This is a genomic window from Paenibacillus rigui (genome assembly GCF_002234615.1).
In the GTDB taxonomy this organism is placed as follows: domain Bacteria; phylum Bacillota; class Bacilli; order Paenibacillales; family NBRC-103111; genus Paenibacillus_S; species Paenibacillus_S rigui.
In genome coordinates, this window is the sequence record NZ_NMQW01000047.1 from 41058 (window position 1) to 63358 (window position 22301).

A 22301-nucleotide genomic window follows, 5' to 3' on the forward strand; every position below is an offset into this window, starting at 1 on the left:
ACCTCTATCCGGTCGTTGGAAGAGGTCCTGTTTTATTTGAACGCCATGCAGACCCATTACGGCTCAAAGCCGCTTTGGCTTACATAAATCTGATCTTCAGGAAATACGGCTTTAAATCGTTCAAGAACGATTTGATAGGCCGCAGGATCATACCATGCTTCCAGCCCTAACGCTTTATACAAGCTTTCTAAGCCAAGTCTGCGTGTACGCTTGCCGCCGCTGCCGTCACCCATGAAATAATCGTCTACACATACGCGGTTCACTAATGGCCTCAGGATGTGGGCAAACATGTCACTGCTGGGCAGCACAGGAGCTATGGTAGCCTGAGTCGGTATCCCTTCATGTCGCAGCTTTTTTAATGTATGGAGTCGGGCTTGGATGGGAGGAGCTGCAGGAGAAAAGTGCTTTCTGATCTTCTCGAGGTCAGTTTCCATTGTCATACTGACACGAACCCGGTCGCCTAGTCGTACGAAGAGGTCTATGTCCCTGCTGACAAGCGGACTTCGAGTTTGCACGAACAAGAAATCAGGCGGCTCCTCAACCATCACTTCAAGCAGTGAACGGGTGATTTGTGCCTTATACTCAATCGGCTGGTAGGGATCAGTACTTGATGACATAAAAAGGGTAGCCGGCCCCTTGGATTTGGCTCTCCTTAGCTCTTTCCTTAATAGCTCCGCAGCATTGTATTTCATATCGACCCATGAACCCCACGCCTCATTGCGAAAAACGGACACGGGCATTTGACGCACATAGCAATAGGAACAAGCAAATGAACATCCTGCGTAAGGATTAAGTGAATGGCTGTAGCCTCTCAGGTAGCCGTTGCCTTTGTTCAGTATGGACTTTGCTTGCTTGGGGGTGTAAGTAGTCTTCACTTTGTTAGTGATGCCTCCTGTTCAAGCTGCAGCAATTTCCTTTTCATATCCATTCCGCCGCGGTAGCCGGTAAGGGCGCCATTTTTACCAATGACACGATGACATGGAATGGTAATCAGAATAGGATTGGCCCCGATCGCCGTTCCCACAGCGCGAACAGCTGCCGGTTTTTGAATTTGCATGGCAATGTCCGTATAAGACTTCGTTTGGCCATACGGGATGCTGCACAGGGCATGCCACACGTTCACCTGAAACGGGGTACCTCGATAGTCGAAAGGAACCGTGAATTGACTCCGGCTGCCTTGCAAATATTCGATAAGTTCATGTACATAGGGGCGAAGCTGCTCGTCATTTTCCGTTAATGTGCTGTTGGGATAACGTGCCTGTATCCATTGCTGCATCTCATCGATGGGCTGATTCGGAGTTCCGACATAGCAAAGTCCTTGCGAAGAAGCGGAAATGTGCATTGACCATTGCTCATGGGTTAATCGCGTCCAATAAATCCGTTGAATTTCTGCGTTATTCATCCGATAAAGCCTCCTCATCGTTGGATCGGTTCCGTTGTCGATATTCTGCCGGGGTGTGTCCGGTATTTTTTTTGAATATCGTAATAAAATACGGCGTGTTATGAAGGCCTATCATCTGGCCTACCTCTGTGACGAATTTGTCAGTTTGAATCAATAGCTCTTTCGCTTTCTCGATACGCCGCTGCTGTATATATTCTATCGGAGTTACCGACTGGACGCGTTTAAATATCCGATGAAGATGGTAGGGGCTGCCATGACTTATTTCCGCCAGCTTTCCCAAGGTTAACGGCTCCATATAATGATTGTCGATAAATTGTGTTATAAGCTGGATCCACTCCTCATCCGGCATGCGTGTGCCAGACGGCTTGCATCTTTTGCACGTGCGAAATCCGGCAGACAAAGCCTGTTCAGCCGTATGAAATATATGAACATGCTCTTTTTTTGGGGGTTTGGATTTGCAGGACGGACGGCAAAAAATCCGCGTTGTTTTGACTGCGTAAAAAAACTGACCGTCATAGGCAGCGTCATTGTTCAAGATGGCTCGCCATTGTTCTTCCATTACGGCTTTTGCATGCATTGGTTTTGCGGCGGATGTACTTGTATGAGGCACCGTCTCGCTATTCCCATGGTTTAAATCGGTCATATCGCTCACCTCCATGTCCAGTATACCCTCTAATGTGAACAGATGTACTCATTTTAGAGTATAAGAGCAAGATAATGAAATCATTTCAATATCTTGCTCTTATGTTCGACTGCCCTTACGATCGTGGAGGTAAACCGTTATGATTATATGTGAAGTATAGCACGGCAAATGATAGAACAGGAGGAGGATGCGCTTGCAAACCGTTCAAACGAAATATTTTCAATATGGTGAAGAAGAAATAAATCATTTAAGCCGTGTGGATGAAGTTCTGGGAGCAGCAATACAGCGAATGGGGAAAATAGAGCGCGTCATTATTCCCGATTTGTTCGCAGCACTCGTCCATGCTATTGTCGGGCAGCTTATTTCTGCGAAGGCGGCCCATACCATTTGGAACCGAATGCAGGATCGGCTGGGAGAAATCACACCTCGTCATATTGCGGCCCAATCGGTAGAACATATTCAGCAATGCGGTATCACACGAAAAAAGGCGGTATGCATTCATGAGCTTTCCCAACTCATCTCTGAAGGGACTTTTTCATTGGATGCTTTGTCTGATTTATCCGATACGGATGTCATCAACAAACTGACCTCCCTTAATGGCATTGGAAAGTGGACAGCGGAAATGCTGTTAATTCATAGTATGGAGCGCCCCGATATCGTCAGCTGGGGAGATATTGCCATTCGCCGCGGCATGATGAAGCTGTATGGGCATAGTTCAATAACCAAACAACAGTTCGATCATTATCGGCGCCAGTACACGCCGTTTGGTTCGGTTGCTTCCATATACTTATGGGAAATCTCATTTGAATAAATCGACAAGGAGACATTCGGTGGAGAGAACAATTCGAGAGCAGCTGCAAGAGCGCGCGGAGGGAGCCTATCGACAATTTGCCGCCGCCTTAATTCCGAAAATTGATAATATCATCGGGGTGAGATTACCGGAGCTGCGCAGGATGGCCAAACAAATCGCAAGAGGGGATTGGCGTACTTACTTAGAGGAGGCTGAGGCTGATTATTTCGAGGAGGTGATGCTCCAGGGGATGGTCATTGGCTATGCCAAGGCGGATGCGGATGAGCTTCTTCAATACATAGCCGCTTTTGTCCCCAAAATAAATAATTGGTCGGTATGTGACAGCTTCTGTTCAGGTTTGAAATTTACCAAAACGGATAAGCAGAAAGTTTGGAGCTTTATCCAGCCTTATTTGAATGCAACAGATGAATACGCTATTCGATTCGGTGTCGTTATGCTGCTGAACTATTACATAGAAGAGGAGTACATTGATGCTGTATTCGAAAGATTCAACCAAATCAAGCACGAGGGATACTATGTGAAAATGGCCGTGGCTTGGGCAATCTCGATCTGTTTTGTAAAGCTGCCTTCACCAACCAGAGCATACCTGACCCATAACGTCTTGGACGATGTTACCTACAATAAAGCATTGCAAAAAATAACGGAGTCGAACCGCGTTGATCAGCGTACAAAAACGTGGATACGAAGCTTAAAACGAAAAGGATAGAGTTCAGAGAAAACTGTGAAAATCTTATTGTTTCATTGCATAACGGGCAAATTTTAACTCCACACGCATCAATTCGATGATTCAAGTACGGGGATATGGGTACATGATTCGAAGTGGAATGCACTCAAATAACGAACGATCCAACGAAGCTCAACGGATGGTTCGTTTTCTTTTGCCCCCATAGATTCGACTATGGTTGGTTACAGAGCCAACAATTCAGCAATGGCTTGCCAGCCGAAAAATAATCCGAAGCCAATCAAAGAAATCCCAGATATGACGGAGATTAAGGTAAGTACACGGCTCTTGAGAAATCGCTGGAAGCTGCTGGACATGACCGCCATGAAAAAATCCCAGCTCACAATGCCGATAAGGATAGCAAGTGTATAGGTCAGCAGCTCCTTCATCCCGAACGTTTTGGCCGTCTCCGCAAGCACGGAGCCGTAAATGCCCAGCCAGAACATAATCGTAAGCGGGTTCAATAGGGAGAGAAGGAAGCCTGTCCCGAACGATTTTGCTAAGGATTCCTTTTGCTTGTACATATCCGTTGTGATTTGCTTAGCTCCTTTCAGCCCATCCCAGCCCGTATAGATCAGGACAAAACTGCCGAACAACCATAGGAAGGCTTTCATAAAGGAAAGCTCAAGAAAATGAATGGTACCGAAATAGACGATCACGATAAAAATCAGATCAGCCATCAGCGATCCGAGCCCGAGCAGCCAGGAATTCCAAAAGCCGCCCCGAATGCCCCGATCCATCTGTGCGGCATTGATAGGACCAATGGGTGCGGCCAAGGATAATCCTAATAAAATATAACTTAGAAATAAGTTCATCGGTTCAAGCCCCCTACATCCCGTGTGGAATAGACACAGACTTGTACCAGTGTATTCATGAAGGGGGGATTGTAAGACATGGAACCTAACTTTTTTTGAGGTGAAGGTGATGGAAGGGACAGCGGGAAGCTGCCGAAGAGCTGGTATCATCGCTTAGGAAATATTGCTTCCATTCGAAATTGTGTTCACTTCCATATAAATTCAAGTCCGGATGAATCCCGATGTTGTCGTATGCGGTTATTCTCTCTCTGATCTTGCTTTTCACTTGCGCTGCAGCCTCAGGAGCCGAATTGAATTCGACAAGCACCCAGCGAGGCGTGATGGCAAAAATAAAGTAAGGAAAATGGCGACTCTGACGTAATTGATGGGCTGGCGTAGCACAATACATAAAATATTGCTCGCCGCCGTAGCAAAATTCCCATACATGATGGTGGGGGTCCATCGGAATGTGCGACGGCCATTCTTCAGGATCCAGCTCGTTGACTGTATTGAGAAGGCTCCAGAACAAGTTGCGGTATTGATCAACGGTATAGGCTTGGATTAAATCCTCCGGGGTTTGGAAAAAGGTGATCAAAGATGTATATTTCCCGAAATGCTTGCACTGATCCCCAAATTGTTTAAGTATTTGAGCCAGCTCGACCGATGCATTCTCTGTCCGTGGGTCGCTCAAAAATGCGTAGCGAAAATGATTTAATTTAAATCCGACGGTGGCGGGAATACATGGAAACTTATGTGTTGTATCGGATAATTTTGCTGCAAACTGCCGGAAGGCATCATACCCCCAATCCTCCTTCAAAGGGGCGCGATCTTCCAAATCCAATTTATCGAACAGCATGTTTCTCACTCCTCCTCCTTTTTCATACAGTATTAACGAGGAGGAATATGTGTGAATGTCCCTACACAAAGTTGGCCCGGTCGAGAAATGGTAATAGAAGTGTCTCCGTTGAAGCAGACGTACACTTATAATATAATATGGGTTACACGAGGAGGTGTTACTAGATGGCAAATCAAGTTGCCGGGACTCGAAATACTCATGCAAAGCCTGGTATTGGAGGCGATACTTTGCATGGGGCGGAATTAAGAATTAACTCTATCGCCCAACCTTAGCTTATGTCGTTTCTAATGCTTGGTTTTGCACCTTATTAATTATTTTCAATTATTATAAGGGGCTGAAACTTCATGAAACCATTTATTAGAAACCATCAATATAACTTAATTAACAAACAAATCGGGATTTTGCAGCACACCTACAGAACGGTTTCGGATACGAAGATTGTGGAATCGGTAAGGTACAGCGCACAATCCAAAATCATAGATGCATTCGTTACTTTGACCGACGCAGAGCATCAGATGCTAACCCAAGTCACCGACATGCAAACGGCTGAGGATTTTCAAGCTTATCTTCGTTCGCTGGAATTCGTTCTCGAGCCATTCCCGCAAGTGACAGGACAGCAGATGAAGAAGCTTTTTCACAAAAACAAGAAGCTCGTTATTCCTAATGTAGCCGCGCTAGATTATGGGCACATGACCTACCTGGGCTGGTCGGATATTGCTACGAATAAAATGTTTATCGTTTATCCTTTGAATGGAAGTATTGTTGGGATCGAAGGCAAGTATACCCCGACCCACAAGAAGGGCGTCTGCTTTATTTGCAATAAGCACGAGGAGGTTGCCTTATTTTCAGCCGTATCCAAGTCCAGACCTGCTAATGCATCTCCGGACTATTATAAAGCTGTCGGCAACTATCTATGTTTGCATAGTAATTTATGTAACAAGAACATGACGGACGTAACTGCGTTGGAAAAATTCATTCATCAGGTTATTGGCGATGATATCCATCGTTACCGATGATCCGTTGAGCTTCAGAAGACTCCCTGAAAAGGGAGTTTTTTTGTCAATCTGAAATACGTTCATTTGCTGCCAGAATAGCCTCGGTCGTGGTCCACAGCTCGGGCACATAGTCCAGGACAGCCTCGGCTCGCTTCAAGATCGCTTCTCTGGAAGTCAAGCCAAGATCCGCTATGACCGCTTCAAAGTCCGATTGAAACGGTTGCTGCAGGTTAGGCGCATCGGCTGCTAGAATGGTAAGGCAGCGTGCATACGTTGCGACGATCCAGAAAACCGCCTCACGGTGATGTCCGGATCGAATGAGTTCAAGGCTGCCGTCTATAGCGATGGAACGAGCGGCAGGAGCAATGTCGGAACGGAAGAAAAAAGGAGTTGTGGAGACGGCGGCAGCCGTATCAAACAAAGGAATGAGCTGATGAAGGTGATGCTCGACCTGTTCAGCTGTCAGATGGGTGCAGCCCAGCAAGCTCAGCAAATCGGGATAAAGTCCGATGTGTCCGTAGCTCTGAAGCACTTCTCTTGCGGCAAGGTAACGAAGCCGTACTGTGGGGTTCCGCAGAGCGGCGACCAGCAGCACATGGGTAGTAATGCCGGTTGGAAACAGCCATGAAGTCACCAGAGTATGTAATGGAGCCGAAGGATCTATTGATTGCAGGCCATTGACGATTTTCTGTCTTGCATCATCGCATCTGCGCCGAACCCAAGCCATTTCCGCAAAATGGGCTGCTACCTGTCCCTGCAAAATGCGAAGGCGGCCGGAGGGATCTGCGATGAGGGTATCGACGCGGAAGCTGCCTGCCAGATGATAGGAGGCCAACACCTCTTCAGCAGAGGTAAACAGGTTCGAGGATAAATAAGTTACCTCCAACAGGACACCTTGATAAATAAACTTCCCAAGCTTGAGCGGGGGGTCAGCCTGATCCAGGACGATCACAATATCGACATCGGAAGCCGCAGGAAGCTCGGATTGTTCCGGAAGGGCTACCGTCGATCCGCTGAAATAAGCTCCAACAAAACCGCTTTCTTGGGCGGAGTGCAGCCGGACCCAGTCCGCAGCATGGCTACGTGCAGTTCCTACTTTCATCGCTATCAGCCTCCATTTCTATACCTTTATTATACCATCTATTACTTTATTCTTATTGTTTTCCTGACCTCACATATTATATAATTAATGTCAAACGGAGGGGAACGTATGAGCGTATATCAGACAGAGAAAGAAAAGCATTTACAAATGGTCTACAAGAATAATGTCGTTGTTGCCATGGACGGGAGCAGAATGATTGTGGTACATAGCAAGAGATCGATCAAACCGCTGCTGCCTTTTGAAATATCGGAAGAAGTGTTGAAGCAGTGGAAACAAAGAGATAATCGAATTGCTGTTACAGAAACATCTTATAAGGAACTGTTCGCTTCGGCCATTCACCAGGCAGATCATAAATTGGAGTACATACATGATTTTAACGATATCGAGTTCAGTGAGCATTAGTTTGTAGGCAGGGATGTTAGGAGGCAATCCATGAAGGAGCAAAGGTTACCTTACCGGAGGTTATTTAATTTGGGAATCAGCGGAGCCAGAGCCACTTGTCCTGAGCAAGTGGTCAAGCGTCTCGGCGCACTGCAAGCACAAGATTACCATCAAGCACTCTGGGCCATCGGTTTGCGAATGAAAGCCTCCACCGCCCAGCTTATCGAGCAGTCCATTGCAGACCGGAAGCTTGTACTTACTTGGCCCATGCGCGGTACGATACATTTTGTACCCCCGGAGAACGTAAGATGGATGCTGCAGCTTTCCGCTTCACGCCTCCTTGCTCAGGACGGCCGGAGGCTGATGCAATTGGAGCTGACCCTGGACATCCTAGAACAATGCAAACGGATGATTTGCGATGCTTTAGAGGAACGCAAGCGAATGACTCGCCCTGAACTCATGCAGCTCTTGGAGGAAGCCGGTATTCGGACGAATCATCAAAGAGGCTATCATCTGCTCTGGTATCTCGCCCAGTCCGGCATACTATGTATGGGACCGAGGGAGGGGAAGCAGCAAACATTCGTGTTATTGGACGAGTGGGTTCCAAGGACCCGAGAAGTCCATAAGGACGAATCATTGGCAATGCTTGCCGCAACCTATTTTACGAGTCATGGACCGGCGACTGTACATGATTTTGCCTGGTGGGCTGGCATTACGCTTTCGGATGCCCGGAAGGGAGCTGACGCGGTTCAGTCCCGATTGGCATCGTTCAAGGTGAACGATCAAATCTTTTGGCAAGGCACGTCTGATGTTCCGGAAGCTTCCCATGCGGATTCTTCTGTTTATTTACTCCCGGGCTTTGACGAGCATCTGCTGGGCTACAAGGACCGTACCGCCGTATTAAAGGCGGAATATGCGCCCCATATTATACCTGGGAATAACGGCGTATTTATGCCGACGATCGTGATAGACGGGCAAGTTGCAGGGATATGGAAACGTACGAGCAAGAAAAAGGGCTTGGAGATGGAGTTCCATCTATTTACCCCTCATCATGGTAGGGAGGACGAGATCGTAGAGTGCGGCCGTAAGTACGGTGAGTTTATGGGGCAGCCTCTAGTATCTACTGCTTTCCAAATCAAGGTCTAAGCGTCGCTTACTCCGCCTTAGCTCTTTTCCGTTCTTTTGCCAGCCGGTACAACGTGGCGATCCCAAGTCCCGCGGCGATGCAGATTCCAGATACGGTGACGCCGAGAGCAATATATTCGAAGATGGAATAAGCTTTCAGCTTTCCCCAATCAATTGGTGCCTTCAAATCCTCGATAACCTGGTTCATCCCGTAAATACCGCTAATGACCGTATAGATCGTCAGGATCAGCAGCAGGTAATTGGAACGCTTGGTCCTGAAGGTCTCCTGATATTTGTACAAATCGGATAGTGTTTTTTTTACATCGCCAAATAGCTCATCAATTCCAAGATGATGGCGCAGCTGGACAAACAGCTCCTTTCCTTGTGACTTGGATATAACCTCAAGGAAATAGTATCTGGCTGAGAAGGTTGTAATGGAACGGATCAGGTCTTCGATCTCCTCCTGGTTTTGATCCAGCTGCACATGGGAATAGCGGTTGGACAATTTGAGCAGTACAATTTTATAAAACAGGTTAATCAGCACTCCGTAGTAGTACTCCCCGTACATATGATTCCCTAGAGCCGTGGAGACTTCTTTCGACTCCTTCGTCAAGCAAAAAAATGAACTTTCCTCGCTGACATAGTAGGTGTTCGGCCCCCAACGATCGTATAGATGACCTTCCAAATATTTTCGAATGTAATCCATATTCGTAGCACTGATATAGGCATTTCCCTCATCATCCATCCCATCGATTTTGGAGGCGCGATAACAATCGGCTTCATGGATTTGACTCTGATCGGTAAACGAAATCAAGCCTTGAACATACATGCACTCATCCACAAAAAAGGGTAGCTTTTCAAAATAGGATGCCTCCAGCTCAGTTTTATCGACAAAAGGAAGCATGCCTGGCACCAGCACTTTGAATATAAAATCCTCCATTTCATCAAAACGGCTGCTTGCTACCGACAGCTGAACTAGTTTATCGTGTTCATTCCTATTTTGAAGCACGCGAAAGCGGCTGGCGACTTCCAAGGCTTGGGTAAAAGCTAAATCCTCGCACGGGAGCTCGACCCGAATCGTAATAAAGCCCAGATCATACGGACAAAGCACAACATCGACCGAATGGATATGCAGCTCGAACGACCATTTGGGCGATTCCAATGAGCATATGAGCTCCAAGCGCTTCGAATATCTTTGAAACCCGTGCTTGGATTCCTCATGAGGAAAGATGACACTATTGGTAAAAGGTAAATAATAGCGTTCCAGGCTTTGATGGGAAATCCGGTATCCAGGGCCATAGAATGCGTCCTCTAATTCCAAATGATCCAATCGAAAGGGGATATACCCATCTGCCGTAAGCTGTTTTTTTAGCTTGAGCTGACAATCACTATGGAGCGAGAAAGGAAATATGAATTGCAGCAGAGCCGATTTGAGTTTCTTTTCTTCCAAGAGCGGCTGTTCGTTCTCCATCCACGACACTCCCGTTCGCACAAATTTATGTATAGTTAGTAATACACCAGGAAGAGCCGCGTCAATCATAGACTCGCAAATCATTGTGCATTCGCTTCGGAATTAGCGAAGGTTCATTCTCTTTCAAGGAAGGTTAATATAGTGGGGAGGTACATGGAGCAGAACAGATCATAGGGAGGCGAGCACACGTGGGAATGCTGTTTATCCTAATCTATCTTTTGTTCATTATGATCGTAGTTGAAATCTCTTCGGTGCTTTTGATTTTGTCCGGATTGAATGAGGAGATAGCACGGTTTCAAGCCATATCCATGTTGACTGCCACCGGATTTACAACAAAGGAATCGGAGTTAATCTCACGACATCCGATTCGTCGAAACATTGCGATGTTTCTTATTTTGTTCGGTGTTTTTTCACTGGCCGTGTTGATTTCAAGTATCAGCAGCCTAATCGAGCAAAATTTCAGACTTCCACATGTAAGTCTGATGGCAATCGGGATGATTCTGATTTTGACGGTGATGAAAAATAAGATGGTGATGCGATTGCTCCGCAGCAAATTTCAGCATCACCTAAGGAAGGAATTCGAGCTGCATGAGCTGCCTGTGGAGGAAGTGCTTTACACCTGTGAAAATGACATGCTCAAGGCCATTTCCATAGGGGCACAATCTAAGACGGTGAACCAGCCTCTACAATCTATTTTCGATCCGGAGGAAGATATGATCGTCCTGTTCGTTCAAAGGGGCATCGAGAAAATAAGACATCAGTGCTTGAAGTTAATCGTTCAAGAGGGAGATGTCTTATTCGTATATGGGAGTAAGTCAGCGATTGAAGCAAAATTCAGCTTTGAATTAGACAAAATGAAAGAGGACATGCAAAGTGAAGAGCATGCTGTTGAGCTGTAATTTGGTAAGTCAGCCAGCTCCCTCCGACATAACAAAAAGAGGCCAGTCTGTTGCATTCAACAAGCTGGCCTCACTTCTTTGGAACAGTTACTTATAAATGATGTCCCCTCGAAGAGACTCCACTTTTGCCAAAGCAGTATGTATATCATCCTCTCCTACACCGAAATGCGCAAGGGCAGCATGGAGATGCTTGACAATGGCATCAAAGTGCTCAGGCTGCAAATTCATGCCTTGATGAACCTTGGACATGGCTCCACCCGTGTATTGATTCGGCCCTCCTAAAGCATAGCTAATAAACTTGGTCTGGTGCTGACGCTGCTTCTCCATATCCGTATGTTCAAAAAATGTATTGACCGTATCATCGGCCAAGACTAATTCGTAGAAGTAATCCACAACCTTGGCAATGGTTCCTTCCCCGCCAAACTTATCATATAACGTGCTCATCGCTTCCTCCTTAAAAAAGTTGTTAAGCTGTAGGATACCCTGCAAGGTGTAAAATATTCCTGCACCAGGTCTTGTCCGCTTAAATCGTTCCGATCAGCTCAATCGTGGATAAAGCTTGAATTAAACGTGGGTGGAGCTCGCGGCTGATTTGGATGTTTTATAAAGGAAATGGGTAAATTAGTCGATGGAGAGGCGGACTCTCTTCCATAAAGGGATTTTGTTAAGTAAAAAATTAAGTAAAAAAATATTGATTTTAAGTAAAAAAGGTGGTTAAATGTGATTAGTAAAAGAGATCGCTTTCAGCCAATGATGACGCTGAAATAGGCATCGATTTCATTTTACTAAAATTTTATCCTTTTATCACAGATGGTCTACCCAATTATGAGAGGAGAAAGACAACAAATGAAAAAAGCTTCAAAGTGGGTCGTATCGTTAATGACGGTTTCCTTGGCATTGACTGCTTGTTCAAGCGGCAATAAAGAAGCGGGGCAAGGGAACAATGCAGGTGCAGGTGCGGGAGGCAAAGTCACTCTTACCGCATGGGCATGGAACGTCAATGTAGGCGCGTTGAAAGAAGCCATGGCAAGCTACCAGAAAACGAATCCGAATGTAGATTTGAAAGTGGAAGATATCGGCCGTCTTGACGTGTACGACAAGCTTTCAACAGGACTTGCTGCCGGAGGTGCCGGCTTGCCAGACATCGTACTGGTTGAGGATGACCGCATACAGGGCTATTTGAGCGCATTCCCTAAGGGTTTTCTGGATTTGACGGCTAAAGGCTACGATAAAAAAATTACCCAATTCCCTAAGTTCAAACAGGAATTGGTATCCAACGCCGGCAAGATTTACGGCTTCCCATTCGATGCAGGTCCAGCAGGGATGTTTTATCGCACAGACTTGTTCGCCAAAGCAGGGGTAGACGCTTCCAAGATCGAGACTTGGGATGACTACTTGGCTGCAGGCAAAACGATCAAGGACAAAACGGGTGCTTCCATGCTTCCGATGGATAAATTCAAGGACGACGCCACCTTCCGTATTATGCAGAATCAATTGGGCGTGTTCTATTTCGATAAGGACGGCAAAATTGATCTGACAAATCCTAAAGTGGTTCAAGCCATGGATATGCAGAAGAAGCTGAACGATGCCGGTCTCATTAAAGATGTAAACGGCTGGGACGGTACCGTTTCCGCTACAGTAAACGGCTCTGTTGCTACGATTCCATTCGGGGCGTGGTACTACGGAACGATTATTGACCAAGCGAAGGACACCAAGGGCAAATGGGGCGTGTTCCAAATCCCTGCCTTTGAAAAAGGCGGCAATCGTGCAGCGAACCTGGGGGGAAGCAGCTGGTATATTACAGCGAACTCCAAGCAAGCGGATGCAGCTTACCAGTTTATGGACTACTTCTCCACAACGCCTGACGTTCAGCAAACGGCTATGGAGAAATACGGCTTGTTCCCGTCCCTTTCCAGCGTATACAGCAAGGATGTATTCCAAAAGCCGGAACAGTTCTTCTCGAACCAGACAATCTGGAAGCTGTTTACAGAGGAAATGCCGAAAATCCCAACGCCATACTACACCAAGGATTATTCCATCGGGAACGATGAAGCTGTCAAAGCGCAATCCGATGTATTTAACGGCAAAAAGCCTGCCGACGCGTTGACGGAGGCGGCCAACAGACTGAAAGACCGCAGCAAGCGTGAGGTCGCTGCTCACTAATGGATGTGCAGTACAAGAGATTCAGGACCTCCTGAATCTCTTGTGCTTACAACAACGAACGAATCATCCCAGTTTTCATGCAGGAGGTACGAAAGTGCAAAAAAAATCATATGTGCCCTATTTGTTTCTGCTGCCAGCCGTCGTATTATTTGCGGTGTTTATGGCATATCCGATTATTTATTCCTTCCTGCTCAGCTTTCAGAAGAGTGATGGGGGCGTCATGGTTTATGCCGGTGTAGAAAATTACAAGCGGTTGTTCAGCGATAAAATATTTTGGAAGGCGCTTTGCAACACCTTCATCATTCTGATTATCCAAGTGCCGATCATGCTGCTCCTGTCGATGCTGCTTGCATCGATTTTGAACTCCTTAAAGCATTGGAAAGGCATTTTCCGAGTGTCTTATTTTATGCCGGCCGTCACCTCGCTTGTGGCCTGCTCGATTATCTTCTCCATCATGCTGATGGGAGACGGAATCGTGAATCAGGCACTCAGCCAGCTGGGGATTGCTCCAGTGCCGTGGTTATCCAACCCGATATGGGCGAAGGTTGCCCTCATACTCGTCATGACATGGCGTTGGACCGGCTACAACATGATTATTCATTTGGCCGCGATGCAAAATATTTCTGAATCTCTGTACGAAGCGGCGGATCTGGATGGTGCGGGGAAGCTGAAGCAGTTTTTCAGCATTACGATTCCACAGCTGAAACCAGTGCTGCTGTTTACGGCCATTTTATCCACGATCGGAACCTTACAGCTGTTTGACGAGCCTTATACGCTTACCAAAGGCGGTCCAAGCGATGCTACGCTTACCATCGGTATGTATTTGTATCAGACAGGCTTCCGGTTTTTCGATTTTGGCTATGCCTCTACTTTAGCTTATGTGATTGTGGTGCTGATCGGAATTATTTCATACGTGCAATTTAAAGTAACGGGGGATGAATAATGAGACAGAACAGCTTTGGTTCTTTTCTGAAGTATTTATTGCTCATCCTGGGCGCAGTGGTTTCCTTATTCCCCTTCTATTGGGCGGTCATCGGCGCAACTAACCCGAGCGGTAAAATATTCGCGAAGCCTCCGGTGCTGTCGCCAGGCGATATGTTTATACAAAACATCAAAAATTTGAACAATGCCATTGGAATCGGTCAGGTGGTGCTGAACTCGGTTGTCGTGGTAATTATTTATACGGCGTTAAGCTTGACGATTTGCTCTATGGCCGGCTACGCCTTCGCTAAGTTCCGTTTTAAAGGGCGTGACCTCATTTTCGGCATCTTTTTGATGTCCATGATGGTGCCGACGCATGCGCTAATTATTCCATTATTTAAAATGATGGCTGCCTGGGGCTGGCTGAATACGTATCAGGCGCTTATTTTACCCAACCTGGCTTATCCATTCGCAATCTTCCTGATGAGACAAAATATGCTGGCTGTTCCCGATGCATTAATGGAAGCAGGGCGGATTGACGGAATCAGCGAGTGGGGCTTGTTTACAAAAATTATTTTACCATCGATGAAATCCGCTTTGGCAGCAACGGCTATTTTCCTGTTTATGTATCAGTGGAACAGCTTTTTGTGGCCGCTGATCGTAATTAATACCAAAGAGATGTACACGCTCCCGATTGCTTTATCCAGTTTGTTCGGATTATCCCGGATCGACTACGGTCAAGTCATGGCGGGTGTTACCATTGCGACGGGACCTATCGTACTATTTTTCCTGCTGCTGCAGCGGCATTTTATTTCGGGTATGCTGGGGACGGCTGTCAAGGAGTAGAAACCTCAGGCGGCAAAAGGTTTGCCTGGCAACCAGAGCAGGCTTTCGTAAGGTTTTTTTGGCAAACTTTTAGGAGGAGATTCAATTATGTATCTTGGAGTGGACTATTATCCGGAATATTGGCCTCTGGAGCTGATAGATGAGGATCTGGACGGGATCAAGGGCTTGGGCGCCAACATGGTGCGTATCGGGGAATTTGCCTGGCATTTGATGGAGAGCAAGGAAGGGGAATTTGACTTTTCCTTTTATGATCAAGTGATCACAAAAGCAAAGCAGCGCGGGCTGGAAATCATGTTCGGCACACCGACAGCTACATTTCCGGCATGGCTCGCAAAGAAGCATCCTTCAATTTTATCCCGTGATGAAGCCGGACTGACCAGAGTATACGGCGGCAGACGCCAGTATTGCTTTAATTCCGAGGAATACCGCATATATAGCGCGAGAATTACAGAAAAGCTGGTCAAGCATTTCGCAAATGAACCGACGATTGTGGTTTGGCAGGTCGATAATGAATTCGGGCATGAGGGCAGCGACATGTGTTACTGCAGTCAGTGTCATACGGCTTTTCAACAGTATCTATCGAAGAAGTACCCGAATATCCGTGCGCTGAACGAAACTTACGGCACCATTTTCTGGGGACAGACCTACAACGATTTTTCGGAGATTCCGATTCCATCCAAAACGATCACAACGCACAATCCGTCGCTTCAGCTTGACTGGGCCCGTTTTCGTTCTTATTCATTGAACCGTTATGCCCATGAGCTGACAGACATCGTGCGATCCCATAAAGGTGAGCATCAGCAGGTTACAACCAATGCCTCGGGGGGCTTTTTCAGTAAATGGTTTGATCACGATGAGCACATGAAGCCGTTCGATTTTGTGTCTTACGATAATTATCCCGTGTGGGGCGGGCTGGCCGAGCCGATTCCTCCGGCAGAAATTGCAATGACGCTGGATTTCAACCGGGGGTTGAAGGGTCAAAATTTTTGGATTGTGGAAGAGCTGATGGGAGCGCAAGGGCATAACGTGATTGGATACTTGCCTAGACCGGATCAAGCGAAGATGTGGTCGTACCAAGCCTTCGCGCATGGCTGCAGCGATATGCTGTATTTTTGCTGGAGAGGCATGACCCGGGGGGCGGAGCAGTTCTGCTACGGAATCGTGGATCATGATAACAAACGCGGGCGCAAATATGAGGAAGTGCAGCGCGTGTTCAGCGGTATTCAACCTTATGCAACGCTTCTGCAAAGCGAGATCGTCTCCGAGGTTGCCGTGCTGTATGATTACGACAATGTTTGGTCATGGCGCTTCCAGCAGCAGAGCGAAGCGTTCGATTTCAAATCGGAGCTGATGCGGCTGTATGCTCCATTTCACGGGCTAAATGTGCATATGGATGTCATTCCTGCGGACCGGGATTTTACTAAATATAAAGTGTTGGTCGTCCCTGTACTGCAAATAATTGATCAGCGCCTCGGCGAGCGGCTTGCCGCATTTGCGAAGCAGGGGGGCACCGTACTCTTCTCATATCGTACCGGGTTGAAGGATAAGAATAATAATATTCATTTCGGTATCGAGCTGCCTGGCTTCGTCCGTGAAATGACCGGGGTTGTCGTTGAAGGGACCGAGGCGCTGCCGGCAGGTGTATCCATGCCTATTGTGGAATCAGGTGCTTCCGGCCGAAGGTACGCCTGCATGGTATGGCGTGATTTGCTGACACCCGTTACAGCGGAGACCTTGTACAGCTTCGATGATCCGTTTTACCCGAAAGCTGCGGTGACCCGTAACAGCTATGGACAAGGTACGGTGTACTATGTAGGCGGCGGTGTCGATTCCGAAGTGCTGAATGAGCTGGCGGAGCATATTGTCAAACAACAGCAAATCTGTCATATTGAAAGTGAAGCCGGTATTGAGGTCTACGAACGTACGGATGGCCAACAACGATACTGGTTTATTATGAATCATACGGCAGAGACGAGAATGTTCCATGACCATAAGCTCGCTCCTTATGAAAGTAAAATAGTGGAAGTGTAAGGGCGGTTGTGAGGGACATATCGTTGATGTAGCAGGAAGGACTATGAATATGGCTACCATTAAAGATATAGCCCATAAAGCGGGTGTTTCCATTGCAACGGTATCCCGGGTGCTGAATTACGACCCCTCACTCTCGGTATCGGATGACACGAGAAAACGAATATTCGAGGTTGCAGAAAAACTGAATTACAGAACACTCCGGGAACGTTCCGGTCAGCATATGAAAGAACGGTCACGCATCGGGCTCATTAACTGGTATTCGGACCAGGAGGAGATGCTCGATCCCTATTACATGGCGATACGTCTCAGCATTGAGAAGGAATGCTTTCTGCGGCAGCTTGATCTGGTAAATCTATATTGTAAAGCCGACACGATGAAGCAGGATTTGGGAGGGGAGCCCGTCGACGGCATTATTGCAATTGGGCGGTTCGAAAGTGACGACCTGGATCGCTTCCCTGCGGATCTGGATCATATTGTTTTCGTTGACTCTTCTCCGGATGAGAGCCGTTTTGATTCGGTTGTCATTGATTTGCGGAAATCGGTTGTCGAGGTGCTGAACTACCTGCACGAGCTTGGTCACAAGGAGATCGGATTCATCGGCGGCCACAATCTGTTCAATCAGAAGCCGGTCAAGGACGAACGGGAGCTGGCCTTTACGGATTGGATGAAATCCCGGGGATTGTTCAGACCGGAGTACATCTATACAAGCGGTAACCTGTATTCCGAGGACGGGTACCAGCTGATGAAAGAAGCGATTGGGCAGGACAAGGTGCCGACGGCTTTTTTCATTGAGAACGACTCAATGGCTGTGGGTGCACTGCGCGCTATTTATGAAGCCAAGCTGCGGGTACCTCAGGACATATCCATTGTCGGATTCAATGATATTGCTATTTCTGCTTTTCTGCAGCCTCCGTTGACAACGGTTAAGGTTCACGTAGAGTTTATGGGAGAGACGGCGGTGGATTTGCTTACGGAGCGGATGACAACCAAAAGAGAAATTCCGAAGAAGGTCGTACTGCCGACGAAGCTCATCGTCAGGGACAGCTGCCAGTAGCTTAGGCTCATTGGCGGAAGTACGATAAAAGCATATACAAATAGGAGACTGGGGAGAAACCACGACGACGTTAAAGGCGATAAGAGCCGGACGTTGGTTAGGGGTTTCTCTTTTTTTATGGTAAAGTGCCTGTCCAGCTTAGAGGAACTTTGGCTTCAAGCCGGGGTTGACATGTAAATAATGTATAGCAACCATCATTAGGGAGCATAACAATAGTCAAATAGACATTTTATCAGAGGGGAGCCTGGAATGAATACGCCGTTTCCTGAGGATCCGAGCATTGACAAGGAAGTATTTCATACCAAGGTGTCAGCCGAGCTTGACGTCAATCTTCAGCAGATAAACACAATTTTTACTGACTGTGATGACGTAATCTGTATAGACTTTCGTTTGGATAGCGGGATTAAGGCTGCTGTGCTGTATATCCGCGGCATGGTAGACACAGAGCTTCTGGACGGGCATGTACTAGAACCGCTCAAGAAGAGCGATCCGCATCTGCTCGAATCGATGGACAAGGTCATGGATCATATTACCGTGTCAGATAGAGAAGAGCTCCGCACCATCGGTGAAATTTTGACCGACACATTGGCAGGACAAACCGTTGTACTGATTGACACGCTTCCGGCGGCCTTATCGATCGGACTTGTCAAATATGATATGCGGTCTGTAGAAGAGCCGCTGGCGGAGTCTGTCGTGCGCGGTGCCCGTGACGGGTTTATCGAAGCCTTGCCTGTGAATACCTCTCTCATCCGAAGAAGGTTAAAAACGCCGGCGTTAAAATTCAAGTCCTTCACCATAGGCCGCTACTCCAAAACCGAGGTAACCATGGCTTACATCCAGGGTATCGCGAAGCCGGATGTCATCAAGCAAGTGACCGAACGCATTTCACATATCGACATAGACGGAATCGCGGAGAGCGGTTTCATTGAAGAGTTGATTGAAGGAAGCAACTATTCCCCCTTCCCGCAGCTGCAGACCACGGAACGTCCTGATGTGGCGGTAGCTTCCCTATTAGAAGGCCGAGTCCTTATTATTACAGATCAGACGCCGATAGTTCTTATTGCGCCGGCAACCTTCTGGTCGATGCTGCAATCTCCTGAGGATTATTATCAAAGGTACCTTATAGGAACACTCATTCGATGGCTTCGGTATTTGTTTTTGCTTATTGCGCTGCTGGCGCCGGCTTTCTATGTTGCCGTATTAACCTTTCATCACGAAATGGTTCCGACGACGCTCCTGCTTCGTGTGGCTAAATCGCGTGAAGAAATTCCGTTCCCAGCACTCCTTGAGGCACTAATCATGGAAATTACGTTCGAGGCGCTGTGAGAAGCAGGCATCCGGCTGCCACGACAGGTAGGGTCTGCAGTCAGTATTGTTGGAGCGCTCGTCATTGGACAAGCCGCCATTCAAGCAGGTCTTGTTTCGGCACCCATGGTCATGGTTGTGGCTATAACGGGGATTTCATCCTTTATGATGCCGCAATATCCAGCCAGTATCGCTTTGCGGATGCTCCGATTTCCGATTATGATTCTGGCAGGGCTGCTTGGTTTATTTGGACTTATTATCGTATTGTTGTTTATTATTAGTCATTTATGTATTTTGCGTTCCTTCGGTGTGCCCTATTTATCGCCATTGGCGCCGATTTCAACTGGCAGTCTTAAGGACGTACTGATTCGGGCGCCTCTTAAAAAGATGAAATTCCGGCCGGCCCAGTATGCACAGGGGAATCGAAAAAGAAAGTCTGATGACAAACCATGATTCATCATCGTGCTCAGAGGAGTATTGGAATGAAATTGCTGCTGTCTTTTCTCTCGCTGCTATGGATTCCGTTATTTTTGGCAGGGTGCTGGGACCGGATCGAGGTCAATGATATGGCGTTGATTATTTCAGCTGGTATCGATAAAAGCGCTGACGATCAATTGGAGCTGACCGTTCAGGTGTTTATACCCAATCCGACAGGCTCGGGAACCTCCAATGGCGGGGGAGACGGCAACGTTTATACAATATCCAGTAAAGGCAGCTCTATGCCTGACGCTTTAACCGAATTACAAAAGAAGCTTCCCCGCTATTTTTCCTGGGATCATACGAAAGCTTATTTTTTCGGTGAAGCGTTGGGACGACGGGGGCTATCCGAAGAATTTGATTTCTTGTACAGAGATATTCAGCCGCGGGAACAGTCGAATTTTTTTATTTGCAAAGGAACGGCCAGAAAGCTGTTGGAGTCACAAAATGATCCCAATACCTATGAAACCTTAATAAAGCTTGCGCAGAAGCCGACGACGCATTACTCCACTATGCATTTGGTAGAAGAGAAGTCCAGTGGAGAATCCGGAGCTTTCATACTTCCCGTGGCTTCTCTGGACATGTCAATTGCCAACCAAGCACAGAAAACTTTTCTCACGGTAGAAGGAATGGCAATTATTTATAAGAAAAAGCTTATTGGTTACCTGGACCGCGAAGCTGAGATGGGCATTCGTTTGATGCATCCTGCCGAGCTTGGACGGAATGTCACCTTAACTAGAAAAGTCGAAGGCGGAAAGGTCGTCATTCGAGTTGTGGATACCGATACCAAGCTTCTTCCTTCAATCGAGAACGGGATTTGGCGTATGAAGGTCAAATTGTCAGTCAACGCCGACGTGATCCAGAATACATCGCAGCTTACTATTGGCAGAGGCTTCAACAATATGAGAAAGCTTGAGGAGCCGTTTAATGAGGAGGTAAAGAATATACTGGTAGACACTATCCGGCGTTTGCAGCAGGTGAATAAAGCCGATGTCATAGGCTTCGCAAATGCTTTTCATAAAAAATATCCGCAGCAATGGAGTCAAATCAAAAACGATTGGAGCTCAAAATTCCCGACAATCGATGTTCAGGTGGATACGGACCTCACCATTCATAAGCCGGGGATATCCAATATCCCGAATCGAGCCCACTTACAGAAAGAATAGAGGAGATTCCATGCGAGATATGTCGTTAACCGGCAGACAGCTGTTTTGGATGATGGTAAGCATGCAAATTATTATGACCATATTGCTCACAACATCGCCAACCATTCAAATTTCAAAGCAGGACGCATGGATATCGATGTTCCTATCGACAGGAATCGGGATGGGTATTGCCTTCATTTGCGCCCAATTAAGCATGATGTTCCCGGGGCAAACCTTAGTGGAATACAGCCGTATATTGCTGGGCAAGTGGATCGGCGGTCTGGTTTCCGCACTGTATATCTTGTTTTGGATTATCATCCTGTCCGTGATATTAAAGCAATTCAGTTTATTTATTACAGGTACGATCATGCCGAAGACGCCGGTGCCGGTCATTGAAAGTTTAATGCTTCTTGTTGTTCTGTACCCGACACTGCACGGTATAGGCGTGATTGCCCGAATTTGTGAGCTGACCGGGCCGTTTATTTTGATTGGTGTGGCGGGGCCTATGTTCCTGGTTATGAATGAGATCAATAAAGATCGATTGCTTCCCATTTATTGGGACAACGGGTATTTGGCCATAATGAAAGGGGCCTTGCCTGCGGCGACTTTTCTAGGGGATTGTATCATGATTCTTGTTTTGATCGCTTTTGTTGTGCAGCGCAAGCGTGTTATTACCCATGCCGTAGGGGGAGTTATGCTGTCAGGCATAGCAGCCGTTGTTTCGTGCATCGTCAGCCTGCTCATGTTCGGTCCTGTTGTGGCAGGCAGCTATCCGTACCCGATGTTAATGATTGTACGCTCCATCTCCATAGCCGGAATTATTGAAAATCTGGACGCTATCGTGATCACCGTCTGGATCATGAGTATTTTTACAAAGCTTTCTTTATATTTGTTCGTTGCAGGTTATGGCACATCACAGCTTCTCGGTCTAAAGAATTGGACATATCCTGTCTGGACGGTAGCCGTTGTCGCCTTGCTGCTGGCGCTCATTCCGCTGAATTACGAGGAAATTTCAGTGATATTCCCGCAAAAAATCGCAGGTCCATATTTCTTTCCCATCCTGATGGGTGGAGGACCGTTGATGCTGTTTATGCTTGCGCTGATTAGACATAAAAGGATGAAGCTGCGGTAAAGCACAAAAGGACTGCGGCTGCCCTCA

At 47.0% G+C, this 22301-nt stretch carries 21 protein-coding genes and 1 pseudogene; 14 read left to right on the forward strand and 8 right to left on the reverse strand.

Annotated elements, in window-relative coordinates; translation table 11 throughout:
- Positions 1-56: 56 nt before the first annotated feature.
- Genes CF651_RS25780 through CF651_RS25790 form a run of 3 tightly spaced genes read right to left on the reverse strand, consistent with a single transcriptional unit; the run spans position 57 to position 1979 of the window.
- Positions 57-875, reverse strand: a complete 819-nt coding sequence (locus CF651_RS25780; protein WP_094017747.1) for an SPL family radical SAM protein — start codon at positions 873-875, stop codon at positions 57-59.
- Positions 872-1402 (reverse strand): methylated-DNA--[protein]-cysteine S-methyltransferase, encoded by a 531-nt coding sequence (locus CF651_RS25785; RefSeq protein ID WP_144029110.1) that lies wholly within the window; start codon positions 1400-1402, stop codon positions 872-874. Before CF651_RS25785 ends, CF651_RS25780 begins: the two co-directional genes overlap by 4 nt.
- On the reverse strand, positions 1395-1979 hold the full coding sequence (locus CF651_RS25790) for a bifunctional transcriptional activator/DNA repair enzyme AdaA (protein WP_425436330.1): 585 nt from the start codon (positions 1977-1979) through the stop codon (positions 1395-1397). Before CF651_RS25790 ends, CF651_RS25785 begins: the two co-directional genes overlap by 8 nt.
- A gap of 259 nt (positions 1980-2238) precedes the next feature.
- On the opposite strand from CF651_RS25790, the gene CF651_RS25795 reads away from it, so the two are divergent.
- The gene (locus CF651_RS25795) at positions 2239-2856 is read left to right on the forward strand and encodes a DNA-3-methyladenine glycosylase family protein (RefSeq protein WP_094017750.1); all 618 of its coding nucleotides are present in this window, start codon (positions 2239-2241) and stop codon (positions 2854-2856) included.
- A 19-nt stretch (positions 2857-2875) separates the two neighbouring features.
- A complete protein-coding gene (locus CF651_RS25800; RefSeq protein WP_094017751.1) occupies positions 2876-3562 on the forward strand; it encodes a DNA alkylation repair protein in 687 nt (228 codons plus the stop codon).
- Positions 3563-3762: 200 nt separating this feature from the next.
- On the opposite strand, the gene CF651_RS25805 is transcribed toward CF651_RS25800, so the two are convergent.
- Positions 3763-4392: a LysE family transporter gene (locus CF651_RS25805; RefSeq protein WP_094017752.1), complete on the reverse strand. Its 630-nt coding sequence runs from the start codon at positions 4390-4392 to the stop codon at positions 3763-3765.
- Between the two features lie 85 nt (positions 4393-4477).
- The gene (locus CF651_RS25810; protein WP_094017753.1) at positions 4478-5227 is read right to left on the reverse strand and encodes a YqcI/YcgG family protein; all 750 of its coding nucleotides are present in this window, start codon (positions 5225-5227) and stop codon (positions 4478-4480) included.
- A gap of 344 nt (positions 5228-5571) precedes the next feature.
- Between CF651_RS25810 and CF651_RS25820 the strand changes: the two genes are divergently transcribed.
- Positions 5572-6243: a FusB/FusC family EF-G-binding protein gene (locus tag CF651_RS25820; RefSeq protein ID WP_094017755.1), complete on the forward strand. Its 672-nt coding sequence runs from the start codon at positions 5572-5574 to the stop codon at positions 6241-6243.
- A 43-nt stretch (positions 6244-6286) separates the two neighbouring features.
- On the opposite strand, the gene CF651_RS25825 is transcribed toward CF651_RS25820, so the two are convergent.
- Positions 6287-7324, reverse strand: a complete 1038-nt coding sequence (locus tag CF651_RS25825) for a hypothetical protein (protein WP_094017756.1) — start codon at positions 7322-7324, stop codon at positions 6287-6289.
- 108 nt (positions 7325-7432) lie between these two features.
- Here CF651_RS25825 and CF651_RS25830 point away from each other — a divergent pair, with 108 nt between their 5' ends.
- Together CF651_RS25830 and CF651_RS25835 are read left to right on the forward strand one after the other, a co-directional pair.
- Complete coding sequence (locus CF651_RS25830) at positions 7433-7726, forward strand: hypothetical protein (RefSeq protein ID WP_094017757.1); 294 nt, start codon at positions 7433-7435, stop codon at positions 7724-7726.
- A gap of 30 nt (positions 7727-7756) precedes the next feature.
- Complete coding sequence (locus CF651_RS25835; protein WP_094017758.1) at positions 7757-8851, forward strand: winged helix DNA-binding domain-containing protein; 1095 nt, start codon at positions 7757-7759, stop codon at positions 8849-8851.
- Between the two features lie 7 nt (positions 8852-8858).
- Here the strand turns inward: CF651_RS25835 and CF651_RS25840 are convergent, their stop codons facing one another.
- Positions 8859-10301 carry a magnesium transporter CorA family protein gene (locus CF651_RS25840; protein ID WP_094017759.1) on the reverse strand — a complete coding sequence of 481 codons (1443 nt, stop codon included), beginning with the start codon at positions 10299-10301 and terminating at the stop codon, positions 8859-8861.
- Between the two features lie 194 nt (positions 10302-10495).
- On the opposite strand from CF651_RS25840, the gene CF651_RS25845 reads away from it, so the two are divergent.
- Entirely contained in the window at positions 10496-11200 is a 705-nt protein-coding gene (locus CF651_RS25845) for a TrkA C-terminal domain-containing protein (RefSeq protein WP_245856163.1), read from the forward strand.
- 87 nt (positions 11201-11287) lie between these two features.
- Here CF651_RS25845 and CF651_RS25850 read toward each other — a convergent pair whose 3' ends face one another.
- Entirely contained in the window at positions 11288-11644 is a 357-nt protein-coding gene (locus CF651_RS25850) for a group I truncated hemoglobin (RefSeq protein WP_094017761.1), read from the reverse strand.
- 402 nt (positions 11645-12046) lie between these two features.
- On the opposite strand from CF651_RS25850, the gene CF651_RS25855 reads away from it, so the two are divergent.
- The 8 genes and pseudogenes from CF651_RS25855 to CF651_RS25895 all read left to right on the forward strand — a co-directional run bounded on the left by CF651_RS25855 (position 12047) and on the right by CF651_RS25895 (position 22274).
- On the forward strand, positions 12047-13363 hold the full coding sequence (locus tag CF651_RS25855) for an ABC transporter substrate-binding protein (protein WP_094017762.1): 1317 nt from the start codon (positions 12047-12049) through the stop codon (positions 13361-13363).
- 94 nt (positions 13364-13457) lie between these two features.
- On the forward strand, positions 13458-14306 hold the full coding sequence (locus CF651_RS25860) for a carbohydrate ABC transporter permease (RefSeq protein ID WP_245856161.1): 849 nt from the start codon (positions 13458-13460) through the stop codon (positions 14304-14306).
- A complete protein-coding gene (locus CF651_RS25865; protein WP_094017763.1) occupies positions 14306-15130 on the forward strand; it encodes a carbohydrate ABC transporter permease in 825 nt (274 codons plus the stop codon). The genes CF651_RS25860 and CF651_RS25865 overlap by 1 nt, the downstream gene beginning before the upstream one ends.
- Before the next feature lie 87 nt (positions 15131-15217).
- The gene (locus CF651_RS25870) at positions 15218-17161 is read left to right on the forward strand and encodes a beta-galactosidase (protein ID WP_094017764.1); all 1944 of its coding nucleotides are present in this window, start codon (positions 15218-15220) and stop codon (positions 17159-17161) included.
- Positions 17162-17210: 49 nt separating this feature from the next.
- The gene (locus CF651_RS25875; protein ID WP_094017765.1) at positions 17211-18215 is read left to right on the forward strand and encodes a LacI family DNA-binding transcriptional regulator; all 1005 of its coding nucleotides are present in this window, start codon (positions 17211-17213) and stop codon (positions 18213-18215) included.
- A gap of 249 nt (positions 18216-18464) precedes the next feature.
- A pseudogene (locus CF651_RS25880) lies at positions 18465-19973 on the forward strand (spore germination protein).
- A gap of 29 nt (positions 19974-20002) precedes the next feature.
- A complete protein-coding gene (locus CF651_RS25890) occupies positions 20003-21163 on the forward strand; it encodes a Ger(x)C family spore germination protein (RefSeq protein WP_179232999.1) in 1161 nt (386 codons plus the stop codon).
- Between the two features lie 10 nt (positions 21164-21173).
- Positions 21174-22274 (forward strand): GerAB/ArcD/ProY family transporter, encoded by a 1101-nt coding sequence (locus CF651_RS25895; RefSeq protein WP_179233000.1) that lies wholly within the window; start codon positions 21174-21176, stop codon positions 22272-22274.
- The last annotated feature ends 27 nt before the right edge of the window (positions 22275-22301 follow it).

Bases quoted from the DNA above. Each gene is read 5' to 3' on its own strand.
- CF651_RS25850 (WP_094017761.1), bottom strand. From the start codon at position 11,644: ATGAGCACGTTATATGATAAGTTTGGCGGGGAAGGAACCATTGCCAAG.
- CF651_RS25855 (WP_094017762.1), top strand. From the start codon at position 12,047: ATGAAAAAAGCTTCAAAGTGGGTCGTATCGTTAATGACGGTTTCCTTG.
- CF651_RS25875 (WP_094017765.1), top strand. From the start codon at position 17,211: ATGGCTACCATTAAAGATATAGCCCATAAAGCGGGTGTTTCCATTGCA.
- CF651_RS25810 (WP_094017753.1), bottom strand. From the start codon at position 5,227: ATGCTGTTCGATAAATTGGATTTGGAAGATCGCGCCCCTTTGAAGGAG.
- CF651_RS25805 (WP_094017752.1), bottom strand. From the start codon at position 4,392: ATGAACTTATTTCTAAGTTATATTTTATTAGGATTATCCTTGGCCGCA.
- CF651_RS25895 (WP_179233000.1), top strand. From the start codon at position 21,174: ATGCGAGATATGTCGTTAACCGGCAGACAGCTGTTTTGGATGATGGTA.
- CF651_RS25830 (WP_094017757.1), top strand. From the start codon at position 7,433: ATGAGCGTATATCAGACAGAGAAAGAAAAGCATTTACAAATGGTCTAC.
- CF651_RS25865 (WP_094017763.1), top strand. From the start codon at position 14,306: ATGAGACAGAACAGCTTTGGTTCTTTTCTGAAGTATTTATTGCTCATC.
- CF651_RS25785 (WP_144029110.1), bottom strand. From the start codon at position 1,402: ATGAATAACGCAGAAATTCAACGGATTTATTGGACGCGATTAACCCAT.
- CF651_RS25835 (WP_094017758.1), top strand. From the start codon at position 7,757: ATGAAGGAGCAAAGGTTACCTTACCGGAGGTTATTTAATTTGGGAATC.
- CF651_RS25790 (WP_425436330.1), bottom strand. From the start codon at position 1,979: ATGCATGCAAAAGCCGTAATGGAAGAACAATGGCGAGCCATCTTGAAC.
- CF651_RS25820 (WP_094017755.1), top strand. From the start codon at position 5,572: ATGAAACCATTTATTAGAAACCATCAATATAACTTAATTAACAAACAA.
- CF651_RS25870 (WP_094017764.1), top strand. From the start codon at position 15,218: ATGTATCTTGGAGTGGACTATTATCCGGAATATTGGCCTCTGGAGCTG.
- CF651_RS25825 (WP_094017756.1), bottom strand. From the start codon at position 7,324: ATGAAAGTAGGAACTGCACGTAGCCATGCTGCGGACTGGGTCCGGCTG.
- CF651_RS25840 (WP_094017759.1), bottom strand. From the start codon at position 10,301: ATGGAGAACGAACAGCCGCTCTTGGAAGAAAAGAAACTCAAATCGGCT.
- CF651_RS25890 (WP_179232999.1), top strand. From the start codon at position 20,003: ATGAAATTGCTGCTGTCTTTTCTCTCGCTGCTATGGATTCCGTTATTT.
- CF651_RS25845 (WP_245856163.1), top strand. From the start codon at position 10,496: ATGCTGTTTATCCTAATCTATCTTTTGTTCATTATGATCGTAGTTGAA.